The organism is Piscinibacter sp. (assembly GCF_047600445.1).
GTDB lineage: Bacteria > Pseudomonadota > Gammaproteobacteria > Burkholderiales > Burkholderiaceae_C > Piscinibacter.
The window spans coordinates 687,374-712,037 of record NZ_JASGKT010000002.1 but is presented as its reverse complement, the minus strand read 5'-3'; the positions used below and the strand labels follow the sequence as shown (position 1 = coordinate 712,037).

24 protein-coding genes are annotated in these 24,664 nt (G+C 72.2%); 15 read left to right on the top strand and 9 right to left on the bottom strand.

Going from position 1 to position 24,664, the window contains the following annotated elements; translation table 11 throughout:
* The first annotated feature begins 76 nt into the window (after nucleotides 1–76).
* From QM792_RS07375 to QM792_RS07360, 4 genes are all read left to right on the top strand, one after another.
* Nucleotides 77–1,036, top strand: coding sequence for a helix-turn-helix domain-containing protein (locus QM792_RS07375; RefSeq protein WP_415148845.1), 960 nt, complete (start codon nucleotides 77–79; stop codon nucleotides 1,034–1,036).
* A 229-nt stretch (nucleotides 1,037–1,265) separates the two neighbouring features.
* Nucleotides 1,266–2,267 carry a cytochrome-c peroxidase gene (locus QM792_RS07370; RefSeq protein WP_415148843.1) on the top strand — a complete coding sequence of 334 codons (1,002 nt, stop codon included), beginning with the start codon at nucleotides 1,266–1,268 and terminating at the stop codon, nucleotides 2,265–2,267.
* Between the two features lie 52 nt (nucleotides 2,268–2,319).
* On the top strand, nucleotides 2,320–2,754 hold the full coding sequence (locus tag QM792_RS07365) for a Fur family transcriptional regulator (RefSeq protein WP_415148842.1): 435 nt from the start codon (nucleotides 2,320–2,322) through the stop codon (nucleotides 2,752–2,754).
* A 60-nt stretch (nucleotides 2,755–2,814) separates the two neighbouring features.
* Entirely contained in the window at nucleotides 2,815–3,645 is an 831-nt protein-coding gene (locus tag QM792_RS07360; protein ID WP_415148840.1) for an urease accessory protein UreD, read from the top strand.
* 20 nt (nucleotides 3,646–3,665) lie between these two features.
* Here the strand turns inward: QM792_RS07360 and QM792_RS07355 are convergent, their stop codons facing one another.
* The 6 genes from QM792_RS07355 to urtA all read right to left on the bottom strand — a co-directional run bounded on the left by QM792_RS07355 (nucleotide 3,666) and on the right by urtA (nucleotide 9,985).
* Nucleotides 3,666–4,334 (bottom strand): glutathione S-transferase, encoded by a 669-nt coding sequence (locus tag QM792_RS07355; protein ID WP_415148839.1) that lies wholly within the window; start codon nucleotides 4,332–4,334, stop codon nucleotides 3,666–3,668.
* Between the two features lie 38 nt (nucleotides 4,335–4,372).
* Entirely contained in the window at nucleotides 4,373–5,065 is a 693-nt protein-coding gene (gene urtE, locus QM792_RS07350) for an urea ABC transporter ATP-binding subunit UrtE (protein ID WP_415148837.1), read from the bottom strand.
* 13 nt (nucleotides 5,066–5,078) lie between these two features.
* Nucleotides 5,079–5,930 (bottom strand): urea ABC transporter ATP-binding protein UrtD, encoded by an 852-nt coding sequence (gene urtD / locus QM792_RS07345; RefSeq protein WP_415148835.1) that lies wholly within the window; start codon nucleotides 5,928–5,930, stop codon nucleotides 5,079–5,081.
* Nucleotides 5,927–6,988, bottom strand: a complete 1,062-nt coding sequence (gene urtC / locus QM792_RS07340; protein WP_415148833.1) for an urea ABC transporter permease subunit UrtC — start codon at nucleotides 6,986–6,988, stop codon at nucleotides 5,927–5,929. Before urtC ends, urtD begins: the two co-directional genes overlap by 4 nt.
* Nucleotides 6,985–8,568, bottom strand: coding sequence for an urea ABC transporter permease subunit UrtB (urtB, locus tag QM792_RS07335; RefSeq protein WP_415148831.1), 1,584 nt, complete (start codon nucleotides 8,566–8,568; stop codon nucleotides 6,985–6,987). The genes urtC and urtB overlap by 4 nt, the downstream gene beginning before the upstream one ends.
* 139 nt (nucleotides 8,569–8,707) lie before the next feature.
* Nucleotides 8,708–9,985 carry an urea ABC transporter substrate-binding protein gene (urtA, locus tag QM792_RS07330; protein ID WP_415148830.1) on the bottom strand — a complete coding sequence of 426 codons (1,278 nt, stop codon included), beginning with the start codon at nucleotides 9,983–9,985 and terminating at the stop codon, nucleotides 8,708–8,710.
* Between the two features lie 160 nt (nucleotides 9,986–10,145).
* On the opposite strand from urtA, the gene QM792_RS07325 reads away from it, so the two are divergent.
* From QM792_RS07325 to QM792_RS07280, 10 genes are read left to right on the top strand one after another with little or no spacing between them, the layout of a single operon-like run.
* Complete coding sequence (locus QM792_RS07325) at nucleotides 10,146–11,057, top strand: universal stress protein (RefSeq protein WP_415148828.1); 912 nt, start codon at nucleotides 10,146–10,148, stop codon at nucleotides 11,055–11,057.
* A 33-nt stretch (nucleotides 11,058–11,090) separates the two neighbouring features.
* Complete coding sequence (locus tag QM792_RS07320; protein ID WP_415148826.1) at nucleotides 11,091–14,000, top strand: monovalent cation/H+ antiporter subunit A; 2,910 nt, start codon at nucleotides 11,091–11,093, stop codon at nucleotides 13,998–14,000.
* A complete protein-coding gene (locus tag QM792_RS07315; RefSeq protein ID WP_415148825.1) occupies nucleotides 14,000–14,344 on the top strand; it encodes a Na+/H+ antiporter subunit C in 345 nt (114 codons plus the stop codon). The genes QM792_RS07320 and QM792_RS07315 overlap by 1 nt, the downstream gene beginning before the upstream one ends.
* Entirely contained in the window at nucleotides 14,341–15,990 is a 1,650-nt protein-coding gene (locus tag QM792_RS07310; protein ID WP_415148823.1) for a monovalent cation/H+ antiporter subunit D, read from the top strand. The genes QM792_RS07315 and QM792_RS07310 overlap by 4 nt, the downstream gene beginning before the upstream one ends.
* Complete coding sequence (locus QM792_RS07305) at nucleotides 15,987–16,475, top strand: Na+/H+ antiporter subunit E (protein WP_415148821.1); 489 nt, start codon at nucleotides 15,987–15,989, stop codon at nucleotides 16,473–16,475. Before QM792_RS07310 ends, QM792_RS07305 begins: the two co-directional genes overlap by 4 nt.
* Nucleotides 16,472–16,750: a K+/H+ antiporter subunit F gene (locus tag QM792_RS07300; protein WP_415148819.1), complete on the top strand. Its 279-nt coding sequence runs from the start codon at nucleotides 16,472–16,474 to the stop codon at nucleotides 16,748–16,750. Before QM792_RS07305 ends, QM792_RS07300 begins: the two co-directional genes overlap by 4 nt.
* The gene (locus QM792_RS07295; protein ID WP_415148818.1) at nucleotides 16,747–17,085 is read left to right on the top strand and encodes a monovalent cation/H(+) antiporter subunit G; all 339 of its coding nucleotides are present in this window, start codon (nucleotides 16,747–16,749) and stop codon (nucleotides 17,083–17,085) included. Before QM792_RS07300 ends, QM792_RS07295 begins: the two co-directional genes overlap by 4 nt.
* 16 nt (nucleotides 17,086–17,101) lie before the next feature.
* Nucleotides 17,102–17,794, top strand: a complete 693-nt coding sequence (locus tag QM792_RS07290; protein ID WP_415148816.1) for a DUF1538 family protein — start codon at nucleotides 17,102–17,104, stop codon at nucleotides 17,792–17,794.
* On the top strand, nucleotides 17,782–18,531 hold the full coding sequence (locus QM792_RS07285) for a DUF1538 domain-containing protein (protein WP_415148814.1): 750 nt from the start codon (nucleotides 17,782–17,784) through the stop codon (nucleotides 18,529–18,531). Before QM792_RS07290 ends, QM792_RS07285 begins: the two co-directional genes overlap by 13 nt.
* Nucleotides 18,532–18,539: 8 nt before the next feature.
* Nucleotides 18,540–18,866, top strand: coding sequence for a P-II family nitrogen regulator (locus tag QM792_RS07280; RefSeq protein WP_415148812.1), 327 nt, complete (start codon nucleotides 18,540–18,542; stop codon nucleotides 18,864–18,866).
* Nucleotides 18,867–18,879: 13 nt separating this feature from the next.
* Here QM792_RS07280 and QM792_RS07275 read toward each other — a convergent pair whose 3' ends face one another.
* The 3 genes from QM792_RS07275 to QM792_RS07265 form a co-directional block, all read right to left on the bottom strand.
* Entirely contained in the window at nucleotides 18,880–19,770 is an 891-nt protein-coding gene (locus QM792_RS07275) for a universal stress protein (protein ID WP_415148810.1), read from the bottom strand.
* A 66-nt stretch (nucleotides 19,771–19,836) separates the two neighbouring features.
* The gene (locus QM792_RS07270; RefSeq protein ID WP_415148809.1) at nucleotides 19,837–20,805 is read right to left on the bottom strand and encodes a response regulator; all 969 of its coding nucleotides are present in this window, start codon (nucleotides 20,803–20,805) and stop codon (nucleotides 19,837–19,839) included.
* An 8-nt stretch (nucleotides 20,806–20,813) separates the two neighbouring features.
* On the bottom strand, nucleotides 20,814–24,284 hold the full coding sequence (locus tag QM792_RS07265) for an ATP-binding protein (protein WP_415148807.1): 3,471 nt from the start codon (nucleotides 24,282–24,284) through the stop codon (nucleotides 20,814–20,816).
* A 76-nt stretch (nucleotides 24,285–24,360) separates the two neighbouring features.
* Here QM792_RS07265 and QM792_RS07260 point away from each other — a divergent pair, with 76 nt between their 5' ends.
* The gene (locus tag QM792_RS07260) at nucleotides 24,361–24,663 is read left to right on the top strand and encodes an urease subunit gamma (protein ID WP_415148805.1); all 303 of its coding nucleotides are present in this window, start codon (nucleotides 24,361–24,363) and stop codon (nucleotides 24,661–24,663) included.
* Nucleotide 24,664: the final 1 nt, after the last annotated feature.

The following is a 24,664-nucleotide window of genomic DNA, read 5'->3' as shown; positions in this document are numbered from 1 at the left end:
ACGCCGCCTAGGGCTTTCCCGATGCGCCCGCCGCGGCGCTTGAGGGGCCGGGGCGGGGCCGCTACGCTCGCGCCCCATGAGCAGTCCGGCCGTCAGCGCGATGAGCACCGACCAGGTCTCCGCCGCCGAGCGGCCGGGGTTCTGGGCCGACTGGCTGCACCGTCTCTTCCACGGGCTGGATTCCGACCTCTACGGCGACGGCGACTTCGACGCCCGCATCGCCACCGTGCATGCCGGCGACGTGGTGCTGACGCGGCTGGAGGCGAACCGCCACCGCGTGATGCGCTCGGCCTCGCTGGTGCGGCACTCGGACGTCGGCTACCTGAAGATCGTCGCGCCCTGGGTGGGCTGCGCCGGCGTCGAGCAGAAGGGCCGCGAGGCCTGGGTGACGCCCGACCAGTGGAGCATCTACGACACCACCGACAGCTACGCCGTGGCCAACCCGGTGCGCGTGGAGCACCTGATCGTGATGCTGCCCAAGGACCGGCTGGTCGAGCGCGGCATCTCGCTCGACGCGCTGATGGCGCGCCGCCTGGGCGGCAGCGGCGGCGTCGCGCGCATCGCGCTGGAGACCATGCGCAACGCCTACCGCGAGCTGCCCGGCATGTCGGAGAGCGCCGCGCGCGGCGTGGGCGACGCGATCACCCAGCTCGTGCAGCTCGCCATGCTCGACCTCGCCGGCATCGGCACGGCGGTCACGCAGCGCGAGGCGCTGCGCGAGCGCATCAAGCAGCACGTGGGCGAGCGCCTCGGCGACCCGGGCCTGAGCGTCGACGCCATCGCGCTGGCGCTGAACTGCAGCCGCCGCCAGCTCTACAACGCCTTCGCCGAAGAGCCCGACGGCGTGGCCGGCTACATCCTGCGCCGCCGCCTGGAAGGCTGCCGCCGCTGCCTGGACGACCGCGCCCAGGCGCACCGCTCCATCACCGAGATCGCCTTCGACTTCGGCTTCTCCAACATGGCGCACTTCAGCCGCGTGTTCCGCGCCCACCTCGGGCTGCCGCCGAGCGACTACCGGCGCGGCGCCCTCGCCTGAGATCCCGTCTTGCCGCTTTGCCGGCGAGGGTTTGCGCCCGATCAAGGTTTGTTTCGATGGCTGCCGCCGGGAGGGCCGGAGCCGCGTCACCTTGACTCAATGCAATGCGGGTTTCCCCGCAAGCCGCTGGAATGACGCCATGGTCTGGATTCAGTCCAGATCGGCGCGGTGAGCGGCTCCTTCCATCCGGCCGCGCACTCGAACCCCGCGGATGGAACGAGGAGTGAACATGTTGACCCGTCTCGCGCCGCTGGCCTTCGCCGCCGTGGCATCGCTGCTGGGCCTGAGCGCCGCCATGGCGCAGAGCCAGGAGCCGATCCAGCCCATCGTGCCGCCCCAGCAAGTGAACCTCGGCATGGTCGAGCTGGGCAAGAAGCTGTACTTCGACCCGCGCCTGTCCAAGTCGGGCTTCATCTCGTGCAACTCGTGCCACAACCTGTCGATGGGCGGCACCGACAACATCCCGACCTCCATCGGCGACAAGTGGCAGCAGGGCCCGATCAACGCCCCGACGGTGCTGAACTCCAGCCTGAACGTCGCGCAGTTCTGGGACGGCCGCGCCGCCGACCTGAAGGCGCAGGCCGGTGGCCCGATCGCCAACCCCGGCGAGATGGCCTTCAGCCACACGCTGGCCATCGGCATCCTCGAGTCCATCCCGACCTACCAGCGCGAATTCAAGCAGGTGTTCGGCAAGGACAAGATCGACATCGAGCAGGTGACGCTGGCGATCGCCGAGTTCGAGAAGACCCTGGTGACGCCGAACTCGCGCTTCGACCAGTGGCTGCTCGGCAAGAAGGACGCGCTGACCGGCGACGAGCAGGCCGGCTACAAGCTCTTCAAGGAAAGCGGCTGCGTGGCCTGCCACAACGGCCCGGCGGTGGGCGGCAACTCGTTCCAGAAGATGGGCATCGTGCAGGCCTACAAGGCCACCAGCCCGGCCGAGGGCCGCAGCGCGGTGACCGGCAAGGACATCGACCGCTTCAGCTTCAAGGTGCCGACGCTGCGCAACGTCGAGCTGACCTACCCGTACTTCCACGACGGCGCGGCCAACACGCTGACGCAGGCGGTGGACACGATGGGCCGGCTGCAGCTCGGCAAGAACTTCACGAAGGACGAGAACGCCAAGATCGTCGCCTTCCTGAAGACGCTGACCGGCGACCAGCCCAGCTTCACGCTGCCGGTGCTGCCGCCGTCGAGCGACGCGACGCCGCGGCCCAGCCCGTTCAAGTGAGTCCGGCGGCCGGCGCCCGCCACGGCGGGCGCCGCCGCACGCGCAGAACACCATGCTGAGCGACGACACCCGCACCCTGCACCAGCGCCTGCGCACTGCCGGCGTGCTGCCCACGCTGCAGCGCATGGCGGTGGCCGGCGTGCTGCTGCGCGAGCCGCGCCACATGACGGCCGAGCAGGTGCTGCGCGCCGCGCGCGAGCTGCTGCCGCCGATCTCGCGCGCCACCGTCTACAGCGTGCTGCAACTGTTCGTGCGGCGCGGGCTGCTGAAGGAGCTGCCGATCGCCGGCGCGGCGACGGTGTACGACTCCAACGTCGCGCCGCACCACCACCTGTACAACGTCGACACCGGCGAGGTCAGCGACCTGCCGAGCCTGGCGGTGCGCCTCGACGGCCTGCCCGAGCTGCCCGCCGGGCTGACGCTGGACGAGGTCGACGTGATCGTGCGCGTGCGCCAGCGCCGGCCGGAGGCGGCTGCACCCGCCTGAAGCCGCGCCAGCCCCGCGCCGGCCCTGGCTACACTGCCGGCTCACTTCCTCCTCTCGCGCATGGGCTGGCACGGCCGACTCGAACTCGACTACCGCCGCGACGGCGACACCACGCTCGCCCACGACCGCCACGACGGCCCGCTGCGCGTGCTGCAGCGCCTGTACCCCGAAGGCCCCGGCATCTGCCACCACGTGCTGGTGCATCCGCCCGGCGGCATGGTCGGCGGCGACACGCTGACCATTTCGCTCGCGCTCGGCGAACAGGCCCATGCGCTGGTCACCAGCCCCGGCGCGGCGCGCTTCTACCGCAGCGGCGGCGAGCGCGCCTTGCAGCGGGTGGACGCGCGCCTGGCCGCCGGCGCGCGGCTCGAATGGCTGCCGCTGGAAACCCTGGCCTACAGCGGCTGCGAGGGCGAGAACCGGCTGCGCTTCGACCTCGCCCCGGGCGCCGAGATGCTCGGCTGGGACGTGCTCGCGCTCGGCCTGCCGGCCGCCGGTCAGCCCTTCGAGCGCGGCCGCTACCGCCAGCAGCTCGAAGTCGCCGGCCGCTGGCTGGAGCGCGGCGTGATCGCCGCCGACGACACGCTGCTGCTCGACTCGCCGCTCGGCCTGGCCGGCCAGCGTGTGCTGGGCACGCTGTGGTTCGCCGCCGGCACGCCGCTGGCGCCGGCGCGGCGCGACGCGCTGCTGGACGCCGCGCGGGCCGCCTGCGCCGACCACGCGCTGGCGCGCCAGGCCGGCGCCACCGCGCCCAACGACGCCGTGGTGCTGCTGCGCGCGCTCGCGCCGCGCGTCGAGCCGCTGATGGATCTCTTCAAGGCGGTGCGCGACGCATGGCGCGCGCAGGCCTGGGCGCTGGGCGCGGCGCCGCCGCGCATCTGGACGACCTGAGGCGGCGCCGGGCCGACGCCTCAGTCCGCGAAGCCGTACGGCCCGCCGCGCTCCAGCGCCTTGCGGTAGCCCGGCCGCGCGTGGATGCGCGCGAGCCAGTCCATCAGTTGGGGCCGGCTCGTGTTCAGGCCGGCGCGCTGCGCCGCGGCCTCGACCGCGAAGCTCATCTGGATGTCCGCCGCGCTGAACTCGTCGCCGGCGAACCACGGGCGCTGCGCCAGTTCCGCTTCCATGAAGTCGAGCTGCCGTTCGAGGTTGGGCGTGACGAAGCCCGCCATCACCTTGGCCGCGATGCCGCGCGCGATCGGCTTGGCGAAGAACGGCATCGGTGCGCTCTTCACCTTGTCGAACACCAGCTTGAGCAGCAGCGGCGGCATCGCCGAGCCCTCGGCGAAGTGCAGCCAGTAGCGGTAGCGCAGGAACTCGGGCGTGTCCGGCGCCGGGCGCAGCGCGCCGCCGGCGCGGTCGACGAGGTATTCGACGATCGCGCCCGACTCGGCCACCGTCGTGTCGCCGTCGGTGATCACCGGCGACTTGCCCAGCGGGTGCACCGCGCGCAGCTCGGGCGGCGCGAGCATCGTCCTGGCGTCGCGCTGGTAGTGGCGGATCTCGTAGGGCAGGCGCAGCTCCTCGAGCAGCCACAGCACGCGCTGCGAGCGCGAATCGTTGAGGTGGTGGACGGTGATCATGGCGCGCATTCTGATCGAGCCCGGCCGCGCCGGCCCGCTCAGATCGCCATGCGGTCGCGCACGCCCTCGGCGTCCATCGCCGCGCCGCGGCCACGCTGCACGATCTCGCCGCGCTCCATCAGCAGGTACTGGTCGGCGAGTTCGGCGGCGAAGTCGTAGTACTGCTCCACCAGCACGATGGCCATCGTGCCGCGATCGGCCAGCATGCGGATCACGCGGCCGATGTCCTTGATGATCGAGGGCTGGATGCCCTCGGTCGGCTCGTCGAGGACCAGCAGCTTGGGCCCGGCCGCGAGCGCGCGCGCGATGGCGAGCTGCTGCTGCTGGCCGCCGGAGAGGTCGCCGCCGCGCCGCTGCAGCATCTGCTTCAACACCGGGAACAGCTCGAACAGCTCGGCCGGAATCGCCGTGCCGCCGGGCCGGCTGGCCAGGCCCATGCGCAGGTTCTCCTCCACCGTCAGGCGGCCGAAGATCTCGCGGCCCTGCGGCACGTAGCCTATGCCTTTGCGGGCGCGCTGGTAGGGCGTGTCGCGCGTGATGTCCTGGCCGTCCAGGCGGACGCTGCCGGTCTTCACCGGCACCACGCCCATCAGCGCCTTCAGCAGCGTGGTCTTGCCGACGCCGTTGCGGCCGAGCACCACGCTCACCTCGCCGGCCTTCGCCTCGAAGGCGAGGTTGCGCAGGATGTGCGAGCCGCCGTAGTACTGGTTGATGCCTTCGACCTTCAGCATGGCGTGTGCCGGCTCAGCGGCCCAGGTAGACCTCGACGACCTTGTCGTTCGCCTGCACGCTCTTCAGCGGGCCTTCGGCGAGCACGCTGCCCTCGTGCAGCACGGTGACCTTCTTGTCCGCGCGGCCCTGCGTCAGCGCGGCGATGAACTTCATGTCGTGCTCCACCACCACCAGCGAGTGGTTGCCTTCGAGCGAGAGGAACAGCTCGGCGGTGCGCTCGGTCTCGTCGTCGGTCATGCCGGCCACCGGCTCGTCGAGCAGCAGCAGCTTGGGGTCCTGCATCAGCAGCATGCCGATCTCCAGCCACTGCTTCTGGCCGTGGCTGAGCAGCCCGGCGCTGCGTTGGGCGCTGTCCTTCAGGTGGATCAGCGCCAGCACCTCGCCGATGCGGTCGAGCTGCGCGCCGCCGAGGCGGAAGAACATCGAGGCGCGCACGCCGTGGTCGGTCTTCAGCGCCAGCTCGAGGTTCTCGAACACCGACAGGTGCTCGAACACCGTCGGCTTCTGGAACTTGCGGCCGATGCCGATGGTGGCGATCTGGTTCTCGCGCAGGCGCAGCAGGTCGATGGTCGAGCCGAAGAAGGCACGGCCGGCGTCCGGCCGCGTCTTGCCGGTGATGACGTCCATCATCGTCGTCTTGCCGGCGCCGTTCGGGCCGATGATGCAGCGCAGCTCGCCGGCGTCTATCGCCAGGCTCAGCGCGTTGAGCGCCTTGAAGCCGTCGAAGCTCACCGTGATGTCGTCGAGGTAGAGGATCGCGCCGTGCGCGGTGTCCACCTCGCCCGGCGTGACGACGCGGCCGTAGCTCGCGCCGCCATGTTCCGCGCGGGTCTTCGCGCCGGCCTTCATCAGCTCGGGGGTCATGAGCGCGGCTCCTTCCGGAACAGCCCGACGATGCCGCGCGGCAGGAACAGCGTCACCGCGATGAACAAGGCGCCCAGCACGTAGAGCCAGAACTCGGGGAAGTGCTGCGTGAACACGCTCTTGCCGCCGTTGACGACGAAGGCGCCGACGATGGGCCCGACCAGCGTGCCGCGCCCGCCCACGGCGGCCCAGATCGCCATCTCGATCGACGCGGCCGGGCTCATCTCGCCCGGGTTGATGATGCCCACCTGCGGCACGTACAGGGCGCCGGCGATGCCGCACATCACCGCCGAGATCACCCAGATCGTCAGCTTGTAGCGGATCGGGTCGTAGCCGGTGAACATCACGCGGCTCTCGGCGTCGCGGATCGCCATCAGCACGCGGCCGAACTTGCTGGCCACCAGCCAGCGCGCCAGCAGGTAGAAGCCGATCAGCACCAGCCCGGTGATCACGAACAGCGCCATGCGCGTGCCGGGCGTGGCGATCGGGATGCCGAGGATGCGCTTGAAGTCGGTGAAGCCGTTGTTGCCGCCGAAGCCGGTCTCGTTGCGGAAGAACAGCAGCATCGCCGCGTAGGTCATCGCCTGCGTGATGATCGAGAAATACACGCCCTTGATGCGCGAGCGGAACGCGAAGAAGCCGAACACGAAGGCCAGCAGCCCCGGCACCAGCACCACCATCGCCATCTGGAAGACGAAGCTGTCGCTGAAGGCCCAGTGCCAGGGGAATTCCTTCCAGTTCAGGAACACCATGAAGTCGGGCATGTCGGCGCGGTACTGGCCGTCGCGGCCGATCTGGCGCATCAGGTACATGCCCATCGCGTAGCCGCCGAGCGCGAAGAACAGGCCGTGGCCGAGCGAGAGGATGCCGGTGTAGCCCCAGATCAGGTCCATCGCCAGCGCGCAGATCGCGTAGCACATGATCTTGCCGACCAGCGCGACGGCGAAGTCGCTCATGTGGAACACGCTGCCGGGCGGCACGACGAGGTTGAGCACCGGCGCGAGCACGGCGACGGCGAACAGCGCGACGATGACGGCGAACCAGCGGCGCGGGATCATGCCTCGGCGCTCCTGCCCTTCATCGCGAAGATGCCCTGCGGCCGCTTCTGGATGAACACCACGATGAACACCAGCACCATGATCTTGGCCAGCACCGCGCCGGCCCAGCCTTCCAGGAACTTGTTCAGCACGCCCAGGCCGAGCGCGGCGTAGACGGTGCCGGCGAGCTGGCCGACGCCGCCGAGCACGACGACGAGGAAGCTGTCGACGATGTAGCCCTGGCCGAGATCGGGCCCGACGTTGCCCACCTGCGACAGCGCGCAGCCGCCCAGCCCGGCCAGCCCGGCGCCGAGCGCGAAGGCCAGCGTGTCGACACGCGCGGTGTCGACGCCGACGCAGGCGGCCATGCGGCGGTTCTGCGTCACGCCGCGCACGAACAGGCCCAGCCGCGTGCGCGCGATCAGCAGCGCCACCGCCGCCAGCACCAGCGCGGCGAAGGCGATGATCGCGATGCGGTTCCACGGCAGCGTCAGGTTGCCCATCACGGCCACGCCGCCGGACAGCCAGGCCGGGTTCTCCACCGGCACGTTCTGCGCGCCGAAAAACGAGCGCACCGCCTGCATCAGCACCAGGCTGATGCCCCAGGTGGCCAGCAGCGTCTCGAGCGGGCGGCCGTAGAGCCAGCGGATCACGCTGCGCTCCATCGCCGCGCCGACCAGCGCCGCGGCGAGGAAGGACGCCGGTATCGCCGCCGCGATGTACCAGTCGAACGCGCCCGGCAGGTACTGGCGGAACAGGTTCTGCACCACGTAGGTGGCGTAGGCGCCGATCATCAGCAGCTCGCCGTGCGCCATGTTGATGACGCCCATCAGGCCGTAGGTGATCGCCAGGCCCAGCGCCGCGAGCAGCAGGATGGAGCCCAGGCTCGCACCGGTGAACAGCACGCCCAGCCGCTCGCCCCAGGCCAGGCGCGACTTCACCTCGGCCAGCGCGCCGGCCAGCGCGGCGCGCACCTGCGCATCAAGCTCCGCGTCGGGGGCGAGGCGCTCCTGCAGCAGGCTCGCCACCGCGCCCTGCCCGCTGCGCGCCAGTTCGGCGATGGCCTCGAGGCGCCGCGCCTTGTCGGGCGAGGCCACCAGGATCGCCGCGCGCATGCGCGCCAGCGAATCCTTCAGCGCCGCGTCGCTCTCGGCGGCGACGGCCTTGTCGAGCAGCACAAGCTGCGATTCGTCCAACGACTGGCCCATCAGCTCCGTCACCGCCGCGCGCCGCACCGCGACATCGGGCGAGAACAGGTGCAGCGAGGCCAGCGCCGCCTGCAGCGCGCCGCGCACGCGGTTGTTGTTGACCACGTCGTCGGCATCGGCCGGCAGCGTGGCCGGCGCGCCGCTGGCGGCGTCCACCGCCTTGTCGCCCTGCACGATGAAGACCGCTTCGCCGGCCACCTTGACCTCGTCGGCGAGCAGGGCCTGCACGAAGGCCTCCAGGCCCTCGGCGCCCTCGCCCGCCGCCCGGTTCAGCGCGGCGATGCGCTCGTCGCCGTCGCCGACGGCGATGCCGCGCGCCTGCTCGGGCGTGAGGGCGAACGCCGCGCACGACGAGCACAGCAGCAGCCAGCAGAGAACCAGACGTCGAATCATGGCAAGGAAAGTCGGACGAACCGGGCGGGCCGGGCGAAGCCCGCCCGCCCCTCCAGCGGACGCCGCGGATCCGGCTGCGCCGGTCCGCTGGCGTCGCCCCCCTGGGGGGGGGAGCGCCGTCAGGCGCTCCGGGGGGGATTTACTTCTTTTCCGGGACGTTCTTCTTGCCCTTGTTCTCGGGGATGTAGTCGCTCCACGGGTCGGCGACGACCGGGCCCTTGGTCTTCCACACCACGTTGAACTGGCCGTCGGCCTTGATCTCGCCGATGAACACCGGCTTGTGCAGGTGGTGGTTCTCCTTGTCCATCGTCGACATGAAGCCGCCCGGCGCCGGGAAGGTCTGGCCGGCCATCGCGGCGATCACCTTGTCGGGGTCGGTGCTCTTGGCCTTCTCGACCGCCTGCTTCCACATGTGGATGCCGATGTAGGTGGCCTCCATCGGGTCGTTGGTCAGCGGCTTGTCCTTGTGGCCGGGGATGCCCTTGGCCTTGGCGTAGTCGCTCCACTGCTTGACGAACGCGGTGTTGGCCGGGCTCTTGATGCTCATGAAGTAGTTCCAGGCCGCGAGGTGGCCCACCAGCGGCTTGGTGTCGACGCCGCGCAGCTCTTCCTCGCCGACCGAGAAGGCCACCACCGGCACGTCGGTCGCCTTCAGGCCCTGGTTGCCCAGCTCCTTGTAGAAGGGCACGTTGGAGTCGCCGTTGATGGTCGACACCACCGCGGTCTTCTTGCCCTCGGAGGCGAACTTCTTGATCTTGGCGATGATGCTCTGGTAGTCCGAATGGCCGAACGGGGTGTAGTCCTCCATGATGTCGGCGTCGGCCACGCCCTTGCTGTGCAGGAAGGCGCGCAGGATCTTGTTGGTGGTGCGCGGGTAGACGTAGTCGGTGCCCAGCAGCACCCAGCGCTTGGCCGAGCCGCCGTCCTTGCTCATCAGGTATTCCACCGCGGGAATGGCCTGCTGGTTCGGCGCGGCGCCGGTGTAGAAGACGTTCTTGCTCAGCTCCTCGCCCTCGTACTGCACCGGGTAGAACAGCAGCGCGTTCTTCTCCTCGTACACCGGCAGCACCGACTTGCGGCTCACGCTGGTCCAGCAGCCGAAGGTCACGGCGACCTTGTCCTGGTCGATGAGCTGCTTGGCCTTCTCGGCGAACAGCGGCCAGTTGGAGGCCGGGTCGACCACCACCGGCTCGAGCTTCTTGCCGAGCACGCCGCCCTTGGCGTTGATCTCGTCGATGGTCATCAGGGCGACGTCCTTCAGCACGGTCTCGGAGATCGCCATCGTGCCCGACAGCGAGTGCAGCACGCCGACCTTGATGGTGTCGGCGGCGCGGGCGATGGTGGTCAGACCCATCGTGCAGGCGGCGGCGGCCAGCGCGGTGAGCGTCTTCGTGGCGAAGCGGCGGGTGGTGTTCATGCGATTGGGCTCCTGCGTTGATCCCGGATCGTCCGGGGCTGCACGCAGGTTAGGTGCGGCGCCGCCGATGCCCAATACGCAAGGTGGCGTACAACCGCCGCTGGGGAACCGCGGCGCGCGGCGCCGCTCCGTCCCCGAGCCCGTCCCCGGAGGAGACCCGATGACCCCCTTGCGCACCCTGCTGGCCGCCACCGATTTCTCCGAAGCCTCGCTGCGCGCCGTCGAACGCGCCGCGCAGCTCGCCGGCCAGCACGGCGCCGCGCTGACGCTGCTGCACACGCTGGACGCGCTGGCGCTGCAGGACATGGCGCGCTGGCTGGGCGACGAGGCTGGCGATGCGGGCGCCGATGCCGGCGGCGTGCGCGACGAGGCGCGCGGGCGCCTTCACGCGCTGGCCGGCGAGCTGGCCGCGCGCCACGCCATCGCGGTGGCCGAACGGCTCGTGCAGGGCCATGCGGTGCGCAGCACGCGCGAAGTGGCCGAGCAGCTCCAGGCCGAGCTCGTGCTCACCGGCACGCGCGGCGCGGGCATCGTGCGCCGCATGGCGGTCGGCTCCACCGCCGAGCGCATCGCGCGGCGCCTGGCGCGGCCGGTGCTGATGGTGCGGCGCGCGCCCGAGGCGGCCTACCACCGCGTGCTGCTGCCGGTGGACTTCTCGCCCTGGAGCGCCGGCGCCATCGCGCTGGCCGCGCGTGTCGCGCCGCAGGCCGAGCTGCTGCTGATGCACGCCGTCGAGCTGCCCTTCGAGGCGCGCCTGCGCGGCGCCGGCGCGGCCGGCCGCGGCGCCGGGCTCTACCTCGAACGCGCGCGCCTCGAGGCGCGCGAGCGGCTGGAAGCGCTGGCCGCCGGCGCCGGCCTCGCGCCGCATCGCACCGGCTTCGTCACGCCCGAGGGCGCCGACCCGTGGATGCTGATCGTGCGGGCCGAGCAGGAGCGCGGCTGCGATCTCGTCGCCATCGGCCGCCAGGGCCGCGGCGCGCTCGAGGAATTCCTGCTCGGCGGCACCGCGCGCATGGTGCTGGCCGAGGGCGGCGCCGACGTGCTGCTGGCGGCGCAGGGCGCCGCGGCCTGAGAGGCGCCATCCCTTTCTAGAATGGCGCCGCCCATGTCGCTGTTGCTCATCCTCCTGCTGCCCTTCGCCGGCAGTGCCGTCGCGGCGCTGCTGCCGACCAACGCGCGCAACCTGGAATCGCTCTGGGCCGCGGCGGTGGCGCTCGCCGTGGCCGTGCCGCTGGCGCTGCTGTACCCCGAGGTGAGCGCCGGCACGGTGGTGGCCGAGCGCCTCGAATGGCTGCCCAGCCTGGGGCTGGACATCGTCGTGCGCATCGACGGCTTCGCCTGGATGTTCGCGATGCTGGTCAGCGGCATGGGGCTGCTGGTGGTGATCTACGCGCGCTACTACCTCTCGCCGGAAGACCCGGCGGCGCGCTTCTACTCGCTGCTGCTGGGCTTCATGGGCGCGATGCTCGGCGTGGTGGTGTCGGGCAGCCTGGTGCAGCTCGTGGTGTTCTGGGAGCTGACCAGCGTGTTCTCCTTCCTGCTGATCGGCTACTGGACGCACCGCAAGGACGCGCGCCGCGGCGCGCGCATGGCCTTCACCGTCACCGCCACCGGCGGGTTGGCGCTGCTGGCCGGCGTGCTGCTGATCGGCCACATCGTCGGCAGCCACGAGCTCGACGCGGTGCTGGCCGCCGGCGAGATCGTGCGCGCCGACCCGCTGTACCCGCTGGCGCTGGCGCTGGTGCTGCTGGGCGCGCTGACCAAGAGCGCGCAGTTCCCCTTCCACTTCTGGCTGCCGCACGCGATGGCCGCGCCGACGCCGGTGTCGGCCTACCTGCACTCGGCGACCATGGTCAAGGCCGGCGTGTTCCTGCTGGCGCGGCTGTGGCCGGTGCTGGCCGGCACCGACGCCTGGTTCTGGATCGTCGGCGGCGCCGGCCTGGCGACGCTGCTGCTGGGCGCCTACGTGGCGATGTTCCAGAACGACCTGAAGGGGCTGCTGGCCTATTCGACCATCAGCCACCTCGGGCTGATCACGCTGCTGCTGGGCCTGAACAGCCCGGTCGCCGCGGTGGCGGCGGTGTTCCACATGATGAACCACGCGACCTTCAAGGCCTCGCTGTTCATGTCGGTGGGCATCATCGACCACGAGACCGGCACGCGCGACATGCGCCGGCTCGACGGCCTGTTCCGCGCCATGCCGATCACCGGCACGCTGGCCATCGTGGCCTGCGCGGCGATGGCCGGCGTGCCGATGCTCAACGGCTTCCTCTCGAAAGAGATGTTCTTCGCCGAGACGGTGTTCGTCGCGGCGCACCCGGCGGTCGAGCGGCTGCTGCCGGCGGCGGCCACGCTGGCCAGCATGTTCGCGGTGGTGTACTCGCTGCGCTTCGGCCACGACGTGTTCTTCGGCCCCACCTCGGGCGACTGCCCGCGCCAGCCGCACGAGCCGGTGCACTGGATGCGCGTGCCGGTCGAGCTGCTGGTGCTGACCTGCGTGGTGGTGGGCACGGCGCCGGCCTGGTCGATCGGGCCGGTGCTGGCCATCGCCGCCGCGCCGGTGGTCGGCGGCACGCTGCCGGCCTACAGCCTGGCGGTGTGGCACGGCTTCAACACGCCGCTGATGATGAGCCTGGCGGCCATGCTCGGCGGCCTGCTGCTGTACCTGTGGTTCGGGCAGCGGCTGCGCCTGCGCGGCCACCTCGGCGCGCCGCTGCTGCGCGCGCTGAACGGCCGGCGCCTGTTCAACGCCGCGCTGGCGCTGGCCAGCGACGGCGCGCGCCGCACGGTGCGCCTGCTCGGCACGCGGCGGCTGCAGCCGCAGCTCGCGCTGATGGTGCTGATCGCCGGGCTGGCCGGGCTCGGCTCGGCGCTGATCGTGCCGCTGATCTGGGGCGACCGCGCGCGCGTGCCGGCCTCGCCGGCCTTCGTCGGCCTGTGGATCGTCGCGCTGGCCTGCGCCATCGGCGCGGCCTGGCAGGCCAAGTTCCACCGCCTGGCCGCGCTGGCGATGCTGTCGGTGGTCGGGCTGGCGCTGTGCATCACCTTCGCCTGGTTCTCCGCGCCCGACCTCGCGCTGACGCAGCTCGCCGTGGAGGTGGTGACCATGGTGCTGTTCCTGCTCGGCCTGCGCTGGATGCCCAAGCGCGTCGAGCAGGACGACCCGCGCATCACGCTGCGCGCGCGCTGGCGGCGCCGCCGCGACCTGGCGCTGGCGGTGCTGATCGGCCTCGGCCTGGCGACGCTGTCGTACGCGCTGCTGACGCGCAGCGCGCCGCTGTCGATCTCGCCGTTCTTCCTCGAGAACGCGCTGCCGCTGGGCGGCGGCGCCAACGTCGTCAACGTGATGCTGGTCGACTTCCGCGCCTTCGACACCTTCGGCGAGATCACCGTGCTGGGCATCGTCGGCATCACCGTCTACGCGCTGCTGCGGCGCTTCCGCCCGCCGGTGGAGGTGATCGACCGGCCGGCGCAGCAGCGCATCATCCCGGCCGACGCGGTCAGCGACCTGCAGACGCACGACGGCGGCGAGGCCGCGCAGCGCTACCTGGAGGTGCCGGCGGTGCTGGTGCGGCTGCTGCTGCCGGTGGCCTTCGTGTTCGCCTTCCACCTGTTCATGCGCGGCCACAACGAGCCGGGCGGCGGCTTCGTCGCCGGGCTGGTGGTGGCGATCGCCTTCATCGCGCAGTACATGGTCTCCGGCACGCGCTGGGTGGAGGCGCGCGTGCGCCTGCAGCCGCCGCGCTGGATCGCCTTCGGGCTGGGCGCGGCGCTGCTGACCGGGCTGGGCTCGATCGCGCTGGGCTACCCCTTCCTGACCACGCACACCGCGCACGTGCACTGGCCGCTGGTCGGCGAGGTGCACCTGCCCAGCGCGACGCTGTTCGACCTCGGCGTGTTCGCCGTGGTGGTCGGCTCGACGCTGCTGCTGCTGACCGCGATCGCGCACCAGTCGCTGCGCGCGCGCCGCCAGCAGGCCGCCGCCGAGGACGACGCACGGGAGGAACGGCACTGATGGAAATCGTCGTCTCGATCGCGGTGGGCGTGCTGGCCAGCGCCGGCGTGTGGCTGGTGCTGCGCCCGCGCAGCTTCCAGGTGCTGATCGGGCTGTCGCTGCTGTCGTACGCGATCAACCTGTTCATCTTCAGCGTCGGCAGCCTGGCGATCGACCGCGAGCCCATCGTCGAGCCCGGCGTCGTGCCCGACCTCGCGCACTACAGCGACCCGCTGCCGCAGTCGCTGGTGCTGACGGCGATCGTGATCGGCTTCGCCACCACCGCGCTGTTCCTGGTGGTGCTGCTGGCGCTGCGCGGCCTGTCCGGCGGCGACCACGTCGACGGCGAGGAGGAGGCGCCGTGACGCCGACCCCGGCCCCCGAGCACCTGGTGGTCGCGCCGGTGCTGCTGCCGCTGGCCACCGCCGCGCTGATGCTGATGCTCGGCGAGCACCGGCGCCGCCTGAAGGCGCTGCTCAACGTGGCCTCGGCCGCGCTCGGCGTGGTGATCGCGCTGGCGCTGCTGCTGCGCGTGGACGCCGCCGGGCCGGCCGCCTTCGCGGCCTACCTGCCGGGCAACTGGCCGGTGCCCTACGGCATCGTGCTGGTCGCCGACCGGCTCTCGGCGCTGATGGCGCTGCTGGCCGGCGGCGTCGGGCTGGCCGCGCTGCTGTACGCGCTGGCGCGCTGGCAGCACGCCGGCGTGTACTTCCACGTGCTGTTCCAGTTGCAGTTGATGGGCCTGTACGGCGCCTTCCTGACCGGCGACCTGTTCAACCTGTTCGTCTTCTTCGAGGTGATGCTGGCCGCCAGCTACGGGCTGCTGCTGCACGGCGGCGGCATGGCGCGCGTGCGCGCCGGGCTGCACTACATCGCCATCAACCTGGTGGCCTCGCTGCTGTTCCTGATCGGCGTGGCGGTGCTGTACGGCGTGACCGGCACGCTGACGATGGCCGACATCGCGCTGAAGCTGCCGTTCGTGCCGGCCGGCGACCGCGGCCTGCTGCACGCCGGCGCGGCCATCCTGGCGGTGGCCTTTCTCGCCAAGGCGGCGGTGTGGCCGCTGAACTTCTGGCTGCCGCCGGCCTACGCCGCGGCCAGCGCGCCGGCGGCCGCGCTGTTCGCGATCCTCACCAAGGTCGGCGTCTACGCGCTGCTGCGCCTGTGGACGCTGTGCTTCCCGGCCGACGCCGGCGCCTCGGCCGGCTTCGGCGGCGGCGTGCTGGTGTGGGGCGGGCTGGCGACGCTGGCCTTCGGCGCCGTGGGCATGCTGGCCTCGCAGCGGCTGGCGCGGCTGGCCGGCTTCAGCGTGATCGCCTCGTCGGGCACGCTGGTGGCGGCGATCGGCTTCGGCGATGCGGCGCTGGCCGGCGGCGCGCTGTTCTACCTCGCCACCTCGACGCTGGCCGGCAGCGCGATGTTCCTGCTCGTCGAGCTGCTCGAGCGCGGCCGCCAGGTCGAGCTGGGCCCGCAGCAGCTCGACGACGGCAACGACGCGCTGCCGGTGTTCTTCGACGCCGAGCCGCCGCCCAGCACCAACCTCGACGACGACGAGCAGGCGCTGATCGGCCGCGCGATCCCGGCCGCGCTGGCCTTTCTCGGCGTGTCGTTCACGATGTGCGCGATGGTGGTGGCCGGGCTGCCGCCGCTGGCCGGCTTCGTCGCCAAGCTGGCGATGCTGCGCGCGCTGATCGACATCGGCTCGGCGCGCGCCTGGACGCTGTTCGCGCTGCTGATCGGCTCGGGCCTGTTCGCCGCCATCGCGCTGGTGCGCGTCGGCATGCGCCACTTCTGGACCGCCGGCCACGGCCCGGCGCCGCGCCTGCGCGTGGCCGAGTCGCTGCCGGTGGCGGCGCTGGTGCTGGCGCTGGCGGCGCTGGTGGTGCGCGGCGAGGCGCTGCTCGACTACACCCGCGAGGCGGCGCGCGCGCTGCACCAGCCGCAGCGCTACATCGCCGCGGTGCTGGGCACGCGCGCGCTGCCGCCGCCGGCGGCGGAGGGCGTGCGATGAAACGCTGGCTGCCCTCGCCCTGGCTGTCGCTGGGCATCTTCGGCGGCTGGGTGCTGCTGGCGCGCAGCACCGGCGCCGGCACGCTGCTGCTCGGCGCGGCGCTGGCGGTCGTGATGCCGCTGCTGGCGCGCCCGCTGCGCCCGCAGCCCGGGCCGCTGCGCCACCTGGGCGTGCTGGCGCGGCTGATCCTGCGCGTCGGGCGCGACGTGCTGCGCTCGGCGCTGCAGGTCGGCCGGCGCGTGCTGCGCGCACGCCGCCAGCCGCCGCGCAGCGCCTTCGTCGTGGTGCCGCTGACGCTGCGCAACGAGCACGCGCTGGCCGCGCTGGCGATGATCACCGCCGTCATCCCCGGCACCGTCTGGTGCGAGCTGGCGCCCGACCGCAGCGCGCTGCTGCTGCACGTCTTCGACCTCGACGACGAGGCGCACTTCCTGGCGCATTTCAGCGCCGACTACGAACAGCCGCTGAAGGAGATCTTCGAATGAGCCCGCTGCTGCTGCTGGCCATCGACGCCACGCTGGTGCTGTACGTGCTGGCGATGGGCATCGGCGCGCTGCGCCTGGGGCGCGGCCCGAGCGCGCAGGACCGCGTGATGGCGCTCGACTTCCTGTACGTGGTCGGCATGCTGGTGATGCTGGTGCTGGCGATCCGCTACGACAGCGAGATGTACTTCGAGGGCGCGCTGCTGATGGTGCTGTTCGGCTTCGTCGGCTCGGTGGCGCTGGCCAAGTTCCTGCTGCGCGGCGAGGTGATCGAATGAACGCGACCGCCTCCGAGATCGCCGTCGCCGTGCTGCTGCTGGCCAGCGGCGCGGTGGTGCTGGTGGCCGCGCTGGGCCTGGCGTGGCTGCGCGACTTCTTCACCCGCATGCACGCGCCGGCGCTGGCCTCGACGCTGGCGGCGTGGATCGTCACCTTCGCCTCCATCGTGCACTTCAGCGCGCGCGAGGGCACGCTGGCGCTGCACGTGTGGCTGGTGATCATCGTGCTGTCGATCACCGCGCCGGTCACCACCATCGTGCTGGCGCGCGCCGCGCTGTTCCGCCGCCGCCAGGCCGGCGACGCGCTGCCGCCGCCGCTGGGCCGGCGCGGCTGAGCGGGCGGGCCGCGCCATGCGCGACTTCCTGCGCGCCAAGCTGCCCGAGGTGCTGCGCGCGATGGCGCCGCTGGTGGGCTCGGTGTGCGTGCTGCAGGTCGCCTTCGTGCAGGCGCCGCTGCCGCAGTTCCTGCAGTTCCTGGCCGGCTCGGCGCTGGCCGCGCTGGGCATGCTGCTGCTGTTCGCCGGCGTCGAGCACGGCATCCTGCCGATGGGCCGCTACATCGGCGCCGAGCTGCCGCGCAAGGGCTCGCTGGCGCTGATCCTCGCGGTGGCCGCTTCGCTCGGCTTCGTCACCACGATCGCCGAGCCCGACGTGATGATCCTGTCGGCGCAGGTCGGCACGATCGCCGACAGCCCGGTCGGCGCGCAGGCGCTGGCCGTCCTGATCGCCGCCGGCGTCGGCGTGTTCAGCGCCGCCGCGCTGTGGCGCATCGCGCACGGCCGCTCGCTGACGCTGCTGCTGGCGATCGCGTTCGCGCTGATGATCGTGCTCTCGCTGCTGGCCGCGCCCAGCTTCATCCCGCTCGCCTTCGACGCCGGCAGCGTGACCACCGGCGTGCTGTCGGGCCCGGTGCTGCTGGCGCTGGGCCTGGGGCTCAGCTCGGTGCTGGCGCGCCATGCCGGCAGCCTCGACGGCTTCGGCCTGCTCGGCCTGGCCTCCACCGGGCCGGTGATCGTCGTGCTGCTGATCGGGTGGCTGCGTTGAACGGCGCCGAACTGCTCGCGCTGGCCGGCGACACCGCGCGCAGCGTGGTCATCGCGGTCACGCCGCTGCTGGTGGTATTCCTCGTCTTCCAGGCGCTGCTGCTGAAGCTGCCGCAGCGCGAGGTGGTGCGCATCCTCGCCGGCACGCTGGTGGCGGCGCTCGGGCTGTTCCTGTTCCTCACCGGCGTGGCGCTGGCCTTCCTGCCCTTCGGCACGCTGATCGGCCGCGCCATCGCCACGCTGCCGCATCCGGCGGCGATGCTGGGCGTCGGGCTGCTGCTCGGCTTCGTCACCACCTGGGGCGAGCCGGCGGTGCGCATCCTGGCCGACGAGGTGCAGGACGCCTCGGGCGGCTCGATCCACCGCTCGATGGTGCTGGTCACCATCTGCATCGGCGTGGCCGTCTCGGTGGGCCTGGGCGTGCTGCGCATCGCGCTGGAGCTGCCGATGGCCTGGCTGCTGGTGCCGGGCTACGCGCTGGCGCTGCTGCTGATGCGCTTCAGCGACAAGGCCTTCGTCGCCGTGGCCGCCGACGCCGGCGGCGTGGCCACCGGCCCGCTGGCCAACAGCTTCCTGCTGGCGCTGGCGCTGGGCATCGCCTCCGCCGCCGAGGGCGCCGACCCGCTGCTCGACGGCTTCGGGCTGGTGGCGCTGATCGCCCTGGCGCCCATCCTGTCGGTCATGATTCTCGGCCTGGTGATCCGCTGGCGGACGCGGCCGGAGCGTTCCAGAAAGTGAGTCCGGGCATGAACACCTCGCTGATCGTCACCATCGTGCGCAAGGGTTGGGGCAGCACCGTGCTGGAGGCCTCGGTGGAGGCCGGCGCGCGCGGCGGCACCGTGATGGGCGGCCGCGGCGCCGGCATCAACGAGAAGGAGAAGATCTTCGGCGTCTCGATCGAGCCCGAGAAGGAGATCGTGCTCACGCTGGTGCCCGAGACGCGCGCCGACGCCATCCTCGAGGCCATCGTGCAGGCCGCCGGGCTGAACGAGGTGGGACAGGGCATCGCCTTCGTGCTGCCGGTGGACAAGGTCGTCGGCGTCGCGCGCTTCCTCGATCCGTCGCGGCCGTGAGCGGCGCGAAGCGTCAGCCGCGCGCCGTCGACACCAGCACGTCGGCGCCGCCCTCGGCCAGCACGTGCCGGGTGACGCTGCCCAGCAGCAGTTCGACACCGGCCGACAGGCCGTGCTTGCCCAGCACCGTCAGGTCGCACGCCAGGGCCTGCTCGCTCTCGACGATGCGCAGCGAGGCATCGCCCTCGACGATGCGCGGCTCCCATTGCGAGGGCGCGAGGCCGGCCTCGGCGGCCAGCGCGTGCAGGCGCTGCGTCGCCTCGGCGCGGGCGTGGCCGCGGTACAGGTCGATGGTCGGCGCGTCGACGCCGGCGAAGTGCAGCTTCTCCTCGAACGGCACCTGGTAGGCGCTCAGCAGCACCAGCCGCGCCTGCGGCGCGACGCGCCGCGCCAGCGCCAGCGCCCGGGCCGACCAGGGCGAGAAGTCCAGCGCCACCAGCGCGCGCCGGTAGGCCTCGCGCGGCGGCTGGCGCACCACCAGCAGCGGCCGCGCGCTGCGCCGCATCAGCCGCTCGGCCGTGGTGCCCAGCACCAGGCGGCGCAGGAAGCCGCTGCCGCGCGCGCCGGTGACGATCAGCGCGGCGTCCAGCGCGTCGGCGGCGCGCAGGATCTCGTCGATCGCCACGCCGCCGGCGCAGCGCGCGTCGACCTCGGCGCGGCTCGCCGCGGCCACCTCGGCGGCCAGGCCTTGCAGTTCGGCCTGCGCCTGCTGCGCCATCTGCCGCTCGGGCGCGCTGTCGGCGCCGAGCCAGTTGCGCAGTTGCGCCAGCGGCTCGCCGGGCAGCACGTGCAGCAGCGTCAGCGGCGCCTCGGCCTCGTGCGCGAGGCGCGCGGCGCGCTCCACCGCGAGGCGCGCGGGGGCGGAAAAGTCGGTGGCGGCGAGCAGCGGGCCGAGTCTGGACATGGCGGCGGTCCTCCGGTTCGAACCCCCGCAGTGTGCCTCGCCGCGGCGCCCCCGCCTTGAACGGGATCAGCGCCCGGCCGCCAACTGCCTGACGCGCGTCAACGCCAGGCCCGCGGCGGCGGTGCGCGTCTCGACGCCGAGCTTCTCGAACACGTGCTCCAGGTGCTTGTGCACGGTGCGCGGGCTGGTGCCGAGGATGTCGCCGATGTCGCGGTTGGTCTTGCCCTGCACCACCCAGTACAGCACCTCGGCCTCGCGCGCGGTGAGCTTGAAGGCCAGGCCCAGTGCCTCGATGGTCGATTCGTCGGACGATTCGTTGAGCACCAGCAGCCATTCGTCGTCGCCGCCGCTCGCGCCGCCGCTGGCCGCGCTGGCCTCGTGCAGCCGCACCACGAGGCGGCGGCCGTGGCGCGCCAGCGTCAGCGGCTGCGGCGTGCCGCCGGTGGCCTGCACCACGGCCTGCGCCTGCAGCCAGTCGAGCACGCCCTCGCCGAGCCGCGCGCCGCCGCCGGCCTCGTGCGCGCCCAGCCAGCCGTGCATCTGGCGCGCCAGCGGCGTCTGCCAGAGGATGCGGCCGTCGGCGGCGCGCACCGCCAGCGTGGCGTGGCCGAAGGCGTCGAGCGCGTTGCGCGCCTGGCGGCGCTCGCGCGCGCCCTGCACGTGCGCGGCGATGCGCGCCAGCACCTCCATCGGCCGGATCGGCTTGGCCACGTAGTCGACGCCGCCGCTGCGGAAGGCCGCGAGCACGTGTTCGGTCTCGGTCAGCCCGGTCATGAAGATCACCGGGATGCCGGCGGTGGCGGCCTCGGCCTTGAGCCGCCGCGCCACCTCGAAGCCGTCCAGCCCCGGCATCAGCGCGTCGAGCAGGATCACGTCGGGCAGCGCCTGCGCGGCGCGCTGCAAGGCCTGCTCGCCGTTGGTGGCGACGAGCACGGTGTAGCCGAACTCGTCGAGCGCGTCGTGCAGCATCGAGAGGTTGTCGGGCGCGTCGTCGACGATCAGCACCACGTCGGCATGGCCGCGGTCGAGTTCCATCGCCGCGCTCATGGCGTCTGCAAGGCGCGCCGCAGCACGCCCGTCATCTCGTCGAGCTGGAAGCCGCGCGCCATCACGCGCAGGCGCTCGACGAAGGCGGCGCTCTCGGGCGATTCGGCCTCGATGCGGTCGAGCCGCTTGACGATGCCGCGCACGTAGCCGATCTCCACCAGCTCCTGCAAGGCGCGCAGTTGCGGCGCGGCCGGCAGCGCGAGCGTCGCCTCGGCCGCCGGCGCGGCCTCGGCGGGCGCGCTGGCGTGCCATTCGAGCGCCAGCGCGCCGCCCAGCCAGTCGAGCAGCTCGGCCACGCGCACGGGCTTGGTGATGAAGTCGGCCGGCGCGATGCCGGCGTCGTTGTCCAGCGCCTTGTCGAAGGCGTTGGCCGAGACCACCGCGATGGCCGCCGGGCCCAGCCCCTCGCCGCGCACGCGGCGGATGGTCTCCCAGCCGTCGATGCCGGGCATCGCCAGGTCCATGAAGATCGCGTCGGGCCGCCAGCGCCGCTCGCGCAGCAGCGCCAGCGCCTCCTCGCCCGAGCCGGCGCTGCGCAGCTCGAAGCCCAGCGGCGCGAGCACGCTGACCAGCAGCCCGCGGTCGGCCTCCTCGTTGTCGACGACGAGGATGCGCCGGCGCGGCCCGGCATAGCCGGCGCGCGGCGCCGCCTGCGGCGCGGGCAGCGCGTCGGCGCGCAGCTCGGGCAGGAACAGGCGCACGCGGAAGGTCGAGCCGCGCCCGGGCTGGCTTTGCACCGTCATCTCGCCGCCCATCAGCTCCACCAGCATCTTGGCGATCGTCAGGCCCAGGCCGGTGCCGCCGGCGCCGCCGCCCTGCCCGGCCGCCGAGCCGCGCGCGAAGGGCTCGAACACGCGGGCCAGCTCGTCGGGCGGCATGCCGGGGCCGGTGTCCTCGATCTCGAAGTGCGCCATCTCGCGCGCGTAGCGCAGGCGCAGTTCGACGCGCCCTTCGCGCGTGAACTTCACCGCGTTGCCGAGCAGGTTGATGAGGATCTGGCGCAGGCGCTTCTCGTCGGCGCGCACCAGCTCGGGCGCGTGCGCGTCGATCTCGGCGGCGAAGGCTATGCCCTTGGAGCGCGCCTGCAGCTCGAACAGCCGCGCGATCTGCTGCAGGCTCTCGCGCAGCCGCATCGGCGCCGGTTCGAGCCGCAGCTTGCCGGCCTCGATGCGCGCGATGTCCAGCGTGCCCTCGATCAGCGACAGCAGGTGGTCGCCGCCGCGCCGGATGACGCGCACCGCCTGGCGCCGCGCCTCGGGGATGGCGGGGTCGTCGTCGAGCAGTTGCGCATAGCCGAGGATGCTGTTCAGCGGCGTGCGCAGCTCGTGGCTGATGGCCGAGAGGTAGCGCGTCTTGGCCTGGTTGGCGGCGTCGGCGGCCTGCTTGGCCTGCTGCAAGGCGAGGTCGGTGCGGCGGTGCGACTCGATCTCCTGCATCAGCAGCAGCGTCTGGCGGTTCGACTCCTCCTGCGCCACCTGCGCGCTGCGGTGCTTGAGCACCAGCCACCACGCCACCACCGCGCTGGCCACCAGCAGCACGGCGTAGATCTTGACGAAGCCCATCCGCAGGGCCGCCTCGGCTTCGGCCGAGAGCGGGCCGAGCGCGCGCCGCTCGTGGCGGTAGACCGCCGCGAACAGCGCGGCCAGCAGCGGCATCGCCAGCGCCATCAGCATCAGGTAGTGGCCCAGTTCGGTGTCCAGGCCCCGCCACAGCCGCGCCGGCAGCAGGCGCGCCATCGCCGTGCGCCACTGCACCGCCACGCGCGCCTGCGGCTTGCACAGGTCGTGGCAGCGCGCGTCCAGCGAGCAGCACAGCGAGCAGATCGCGCCGCCGTAGGCCGGGCAGCTTGCCATGTCGTCGCTTTCGTACTCGCGCTCGCAGATCGTGCAGCGCGTCAGGCGCCGGTACGCGCCCTGCTCGGGCTGCCGTGCCAGGTAATAGCGGCCCTTCGTCCACCACGCGATCAGCGGCGAGACGGTGAAGGCCGTCACCATCGCGATCAGCGCCGAGAAGGCCTGCGCCATCGGGCCGAGCGCGCCGAGGTAGGCCGTGATCGACAGCAGCGAGGCCACGCCCATCGCGCCGACGCCGACCGGGTTCACGTCGTACAGGTGCGCGCGCTTGAACTCGATGCCGCGAGGCGACCAGCCCATCGGCTTGTTGACCACCAGGTCGGCCACCACCGCCATGATCCAGCTGATCGCGATGTTCGAGTACAGGCCCAGCACCTTGCCGATGGCCTGGAACACGTCCAGTTCCATCAGCATCAGCGCGATCAGCGTGTTGAACACCATCCACACCACGCGGCCCGGGTGGCTGTGCGTCAGGCGCGCGAAGAAGTTCGACCACGCCAGCGAGCCGGCGTAGGCGTTGGTGACGTTGATCTTGAGCTGCGAGACGACGACGAACAGCGCGGTGGCCGCGACCGCCAGGCCGACGTTGGACGTGACCGCGCCCCAGGCGACGAGGTACATCTGGTTCGGGTCGACCGCGCGCGCCACCGGCACGGCGTAGCCGATCGCCAGGTACGCGAGCAGGCAGCCGGCCAGCATCTTCAGCACGCCCGGGATCACCCAGCCGGGGCCACCGATGGCGACGCTGGCCCACCACGCGAGCTTGCGGCCGGGCCGGGGCTCGGGCATGAAACGCAGGTAGTCGGCCTGCTCGCCCATCTGCGTGATCAGCGCGATGCCCACCGTCGTCGCCGCGCCGAACTTCATCAGGTCGAAGCCGCCGGGCAGCGCGTCGTCCAGCGTGCCGCCCTCGGCGATGCCGCCGAACTGCCAGATGTCGGCGAGCACCGTCGGGTGCTGCTGCAGCACGTAGACGAAGGGCAGCACCAGCATCGCCAGCCACAGCGGCTGCGTCCACACCTGCAGGCGGCTGATCGTCGTGACGCCGTGCGTCGCCAGCGGAATCACCGCCAGCGCGCACAGCAGGTAGCCCCAGGCCGGCGGGATGTCGAAGGCGAGTTCGAGCGCATAGGCCATGACGGCCGCTTCGAGCGCGAAGAAGATGAAGGTGAAGCTGGCGTAGATCAGCGAGGTGATGGTCGAGCCGATGTAGCCGAAGCCGGCGCCGCGCGTCAGCAGGTCCATGTCGACGCCGTGGCGCGCCGCGTAGACGCTGATCGGCCAGCCGGCCGCGAAGATGATCAGCCCGGTGGCGAGGATGGCCCACAGCGCGTTGACGAAGCCGTAGTCCACCAGCAGCGTGCCGCCCACCGCCTCGAGCACCAGGAACGAGGCCGCGCCGAAGGCCGTGTTGGCCACGCGCGGCGCCGACCACTTGCGAAAGCTGCGCGGCGTGAAGCGCAGCGCGTAGTCCTCCATGGTCTCGCGCGCCACCCAACTGTTGTAGTCGCGCCGCACCTTGACGACCCGCTGCACCGCTTCGGTGCCTGCCGGCGCGGCGATGGCCGGGCCGAGCGCGGGCGGCGCCGGGTGAGCGAGGGCGGTGTCGTGCATGCGCCGCCTTGGGGCAAGGCCTGTGCCAACGGGCGCGCTGCCCGGCCTCTGGCACGCCTCCTGCTGATCCCGCGCCATGGAACTGACGCCGCGCGAGAAGGACAAGCTGCTGATCTTCACCGCCGCGCTGCTGGCCGAGCGGCGCCGCGCGCGCGGGCTGAAGCTGAACTACCCCGAGGCGGTGGCGCTGATCAGCGCGGCGATCATGGAAGGCGCGCGCGACGGCAAGAGCGTCGCGGCGCTGATGAGCGAGGGCAAGACCATCCTCGCGCGCGCCGACGTGATGGACGGCGTGCCCGAGATGATTCCCGACATCCAGGTGGAAGCCAGCTTCCCCGATGGCACCAAGTTGGTGACCGTGCACCAACCGATTGCATAGG

Coding starts and splice junctions, on each gene's coding strand:
- QM792_RS07375 (WP_415148845.1), top strand. CDS start 77: ATGAGCAGTCCGGCCGTCAGCGCGATGAGCACCGACCAGGTCTCCGCC.
- QM792_RS07370 (WP_415148843.1), top strand. CDS start 1,266: ATGTTGACCCGTCTCGCGCCGCTGGCCTTCGCCGCCGTGGCATCGCTG.
- QM792_RS07365 (WP_415148842.1), top strand. CDS start 2,320: ATGCTGAGCGACGACACCCGCACCCTGCACCAGCGCCTGCGCACTGCC.
- QM792_RS07360 (WP_415148840.1), top strand. CDS start 2,815: ATGGGCTGGCACGGCCGACTCGAACTCGACTACCGCCGCGACGGCGAC.
- QM792_RS07355 (WP_415148839.1), bottom strand. CDS start 4,334: ATGATCACCGTCCACCACCTCAACGATTCGCGCTCGCAGCGCGTGCTG.
- urtE (WP_415148837.1), bottom strand. CDS start 5,065: ATGCTGAAGGTCGAAGGCATCAACCAGTACTACGGCGGCTCGCACATC.
- urtD (WP_415148835.1), bottom strand. CDS start 5,930: ATGACCCCCGAGCTGATGAAGGCCGGCGCGAAGACCCGCGCGGAACAT.
- urtC (WP_415148833.1), bottom strand. CDS start 6,988: ATGATCCCGCGCCGCTGGTTCGCCGTCATCGTCGCGCTGTTCGCCGTC.
- urtB (WP_415148831.1), bottom strand. CDS start 8,568: ATGATTCGACGTCTGGTTCTCTGCTGGCTGCTGCTGTGCTCGTCGTGC.
- urtA (WP_415148830.1), bottom strand. CDS start 9,985: ATGAACACCACCCGCCGCTTCGCCACGAAGACGCTCACCGCGCTGGCC.
- QM792_RS07325 (WP_415148828.1), top strand. CDS start 10,146: ATGACCCCCTTGCGCACCCTGCTGGCCGCCACCGATTTCTCCGAAGCC.
- QM792_RS07320 (WP_415148826.1), top strand. CDS start 11,091: ATGTCGCTGTTGCTCATCCTCCTGCTGCCCTTCGCCGGCAGTGCCGTC.
- QM792_RS07315 (WP_415148825.1), top strand. CDS start 14,000: ATGGAAATCGTCGTCTCGATCGCGGTGGGCGTGCTGGCCAGCGCCGGC.
- QM792_RS07305 (WP_415148821.1), top strand. CDS start 15,987: ATGAAACGCTGGCTGCCCTCGCCCTGGCTGTCGCTGGGCATCTTCGGC.
- QM792_RS07300 (WP_415148819.1), top strand. CDS start 16,472: ATGAGCCCGCTGCTGCTGCTGGCCATCGACGCCACGCTGGTGCTGTAC.
- QM792_RS07295 (WP_415148818.1), top strand. CDS start 16,747: ATGAACGCGACCGCCTCCGAGATCGCCGTCGCCGTGCTGCTGCTGGCC.
- QM792_RS07290 (WP_415148816.1), top strand. CDS start 17,102: ATGCGCGACTTCCTGCGCGCCAAGCTGCCCGAGGTGCTGCGCGCGATG.
- QM792_RS07280 (WP_415148812.1), top strand. CDS start 18,540: ATGAACACCTCGCTGATCGTCACCATCGTGCGCAAGGGTTGGGGCAGC.
- QM792_RS07275 (WP_415148810.1), bottom strand. CDS start 19,770: ATGTCCAGACTCGGCCCGCTGCTCGCCGCCACCGACTTTTCCGCCCCC.
- QM792_RS07270 (WP_415148809.1), bottom strand. CDS start 20,805: ATGGAACTCGACCGCGGCCATGCCGACGTGGTGCTGATCGTCGACGAC.
- QM792_RS07265 (WP_415148807.1), bottom strand. CDS start 24,284: ATGCACGACACCGCCCTCGCTCACCCGGCGCCGCCCGCGCTCGGCCCG.
- QM792_RS07260 (WP_415148805.1), top strand. CDS start 24,361: ATGGAACTGACGCCGCGCGAGAAGGACAAGCTGCTGATCTTCACCGCC.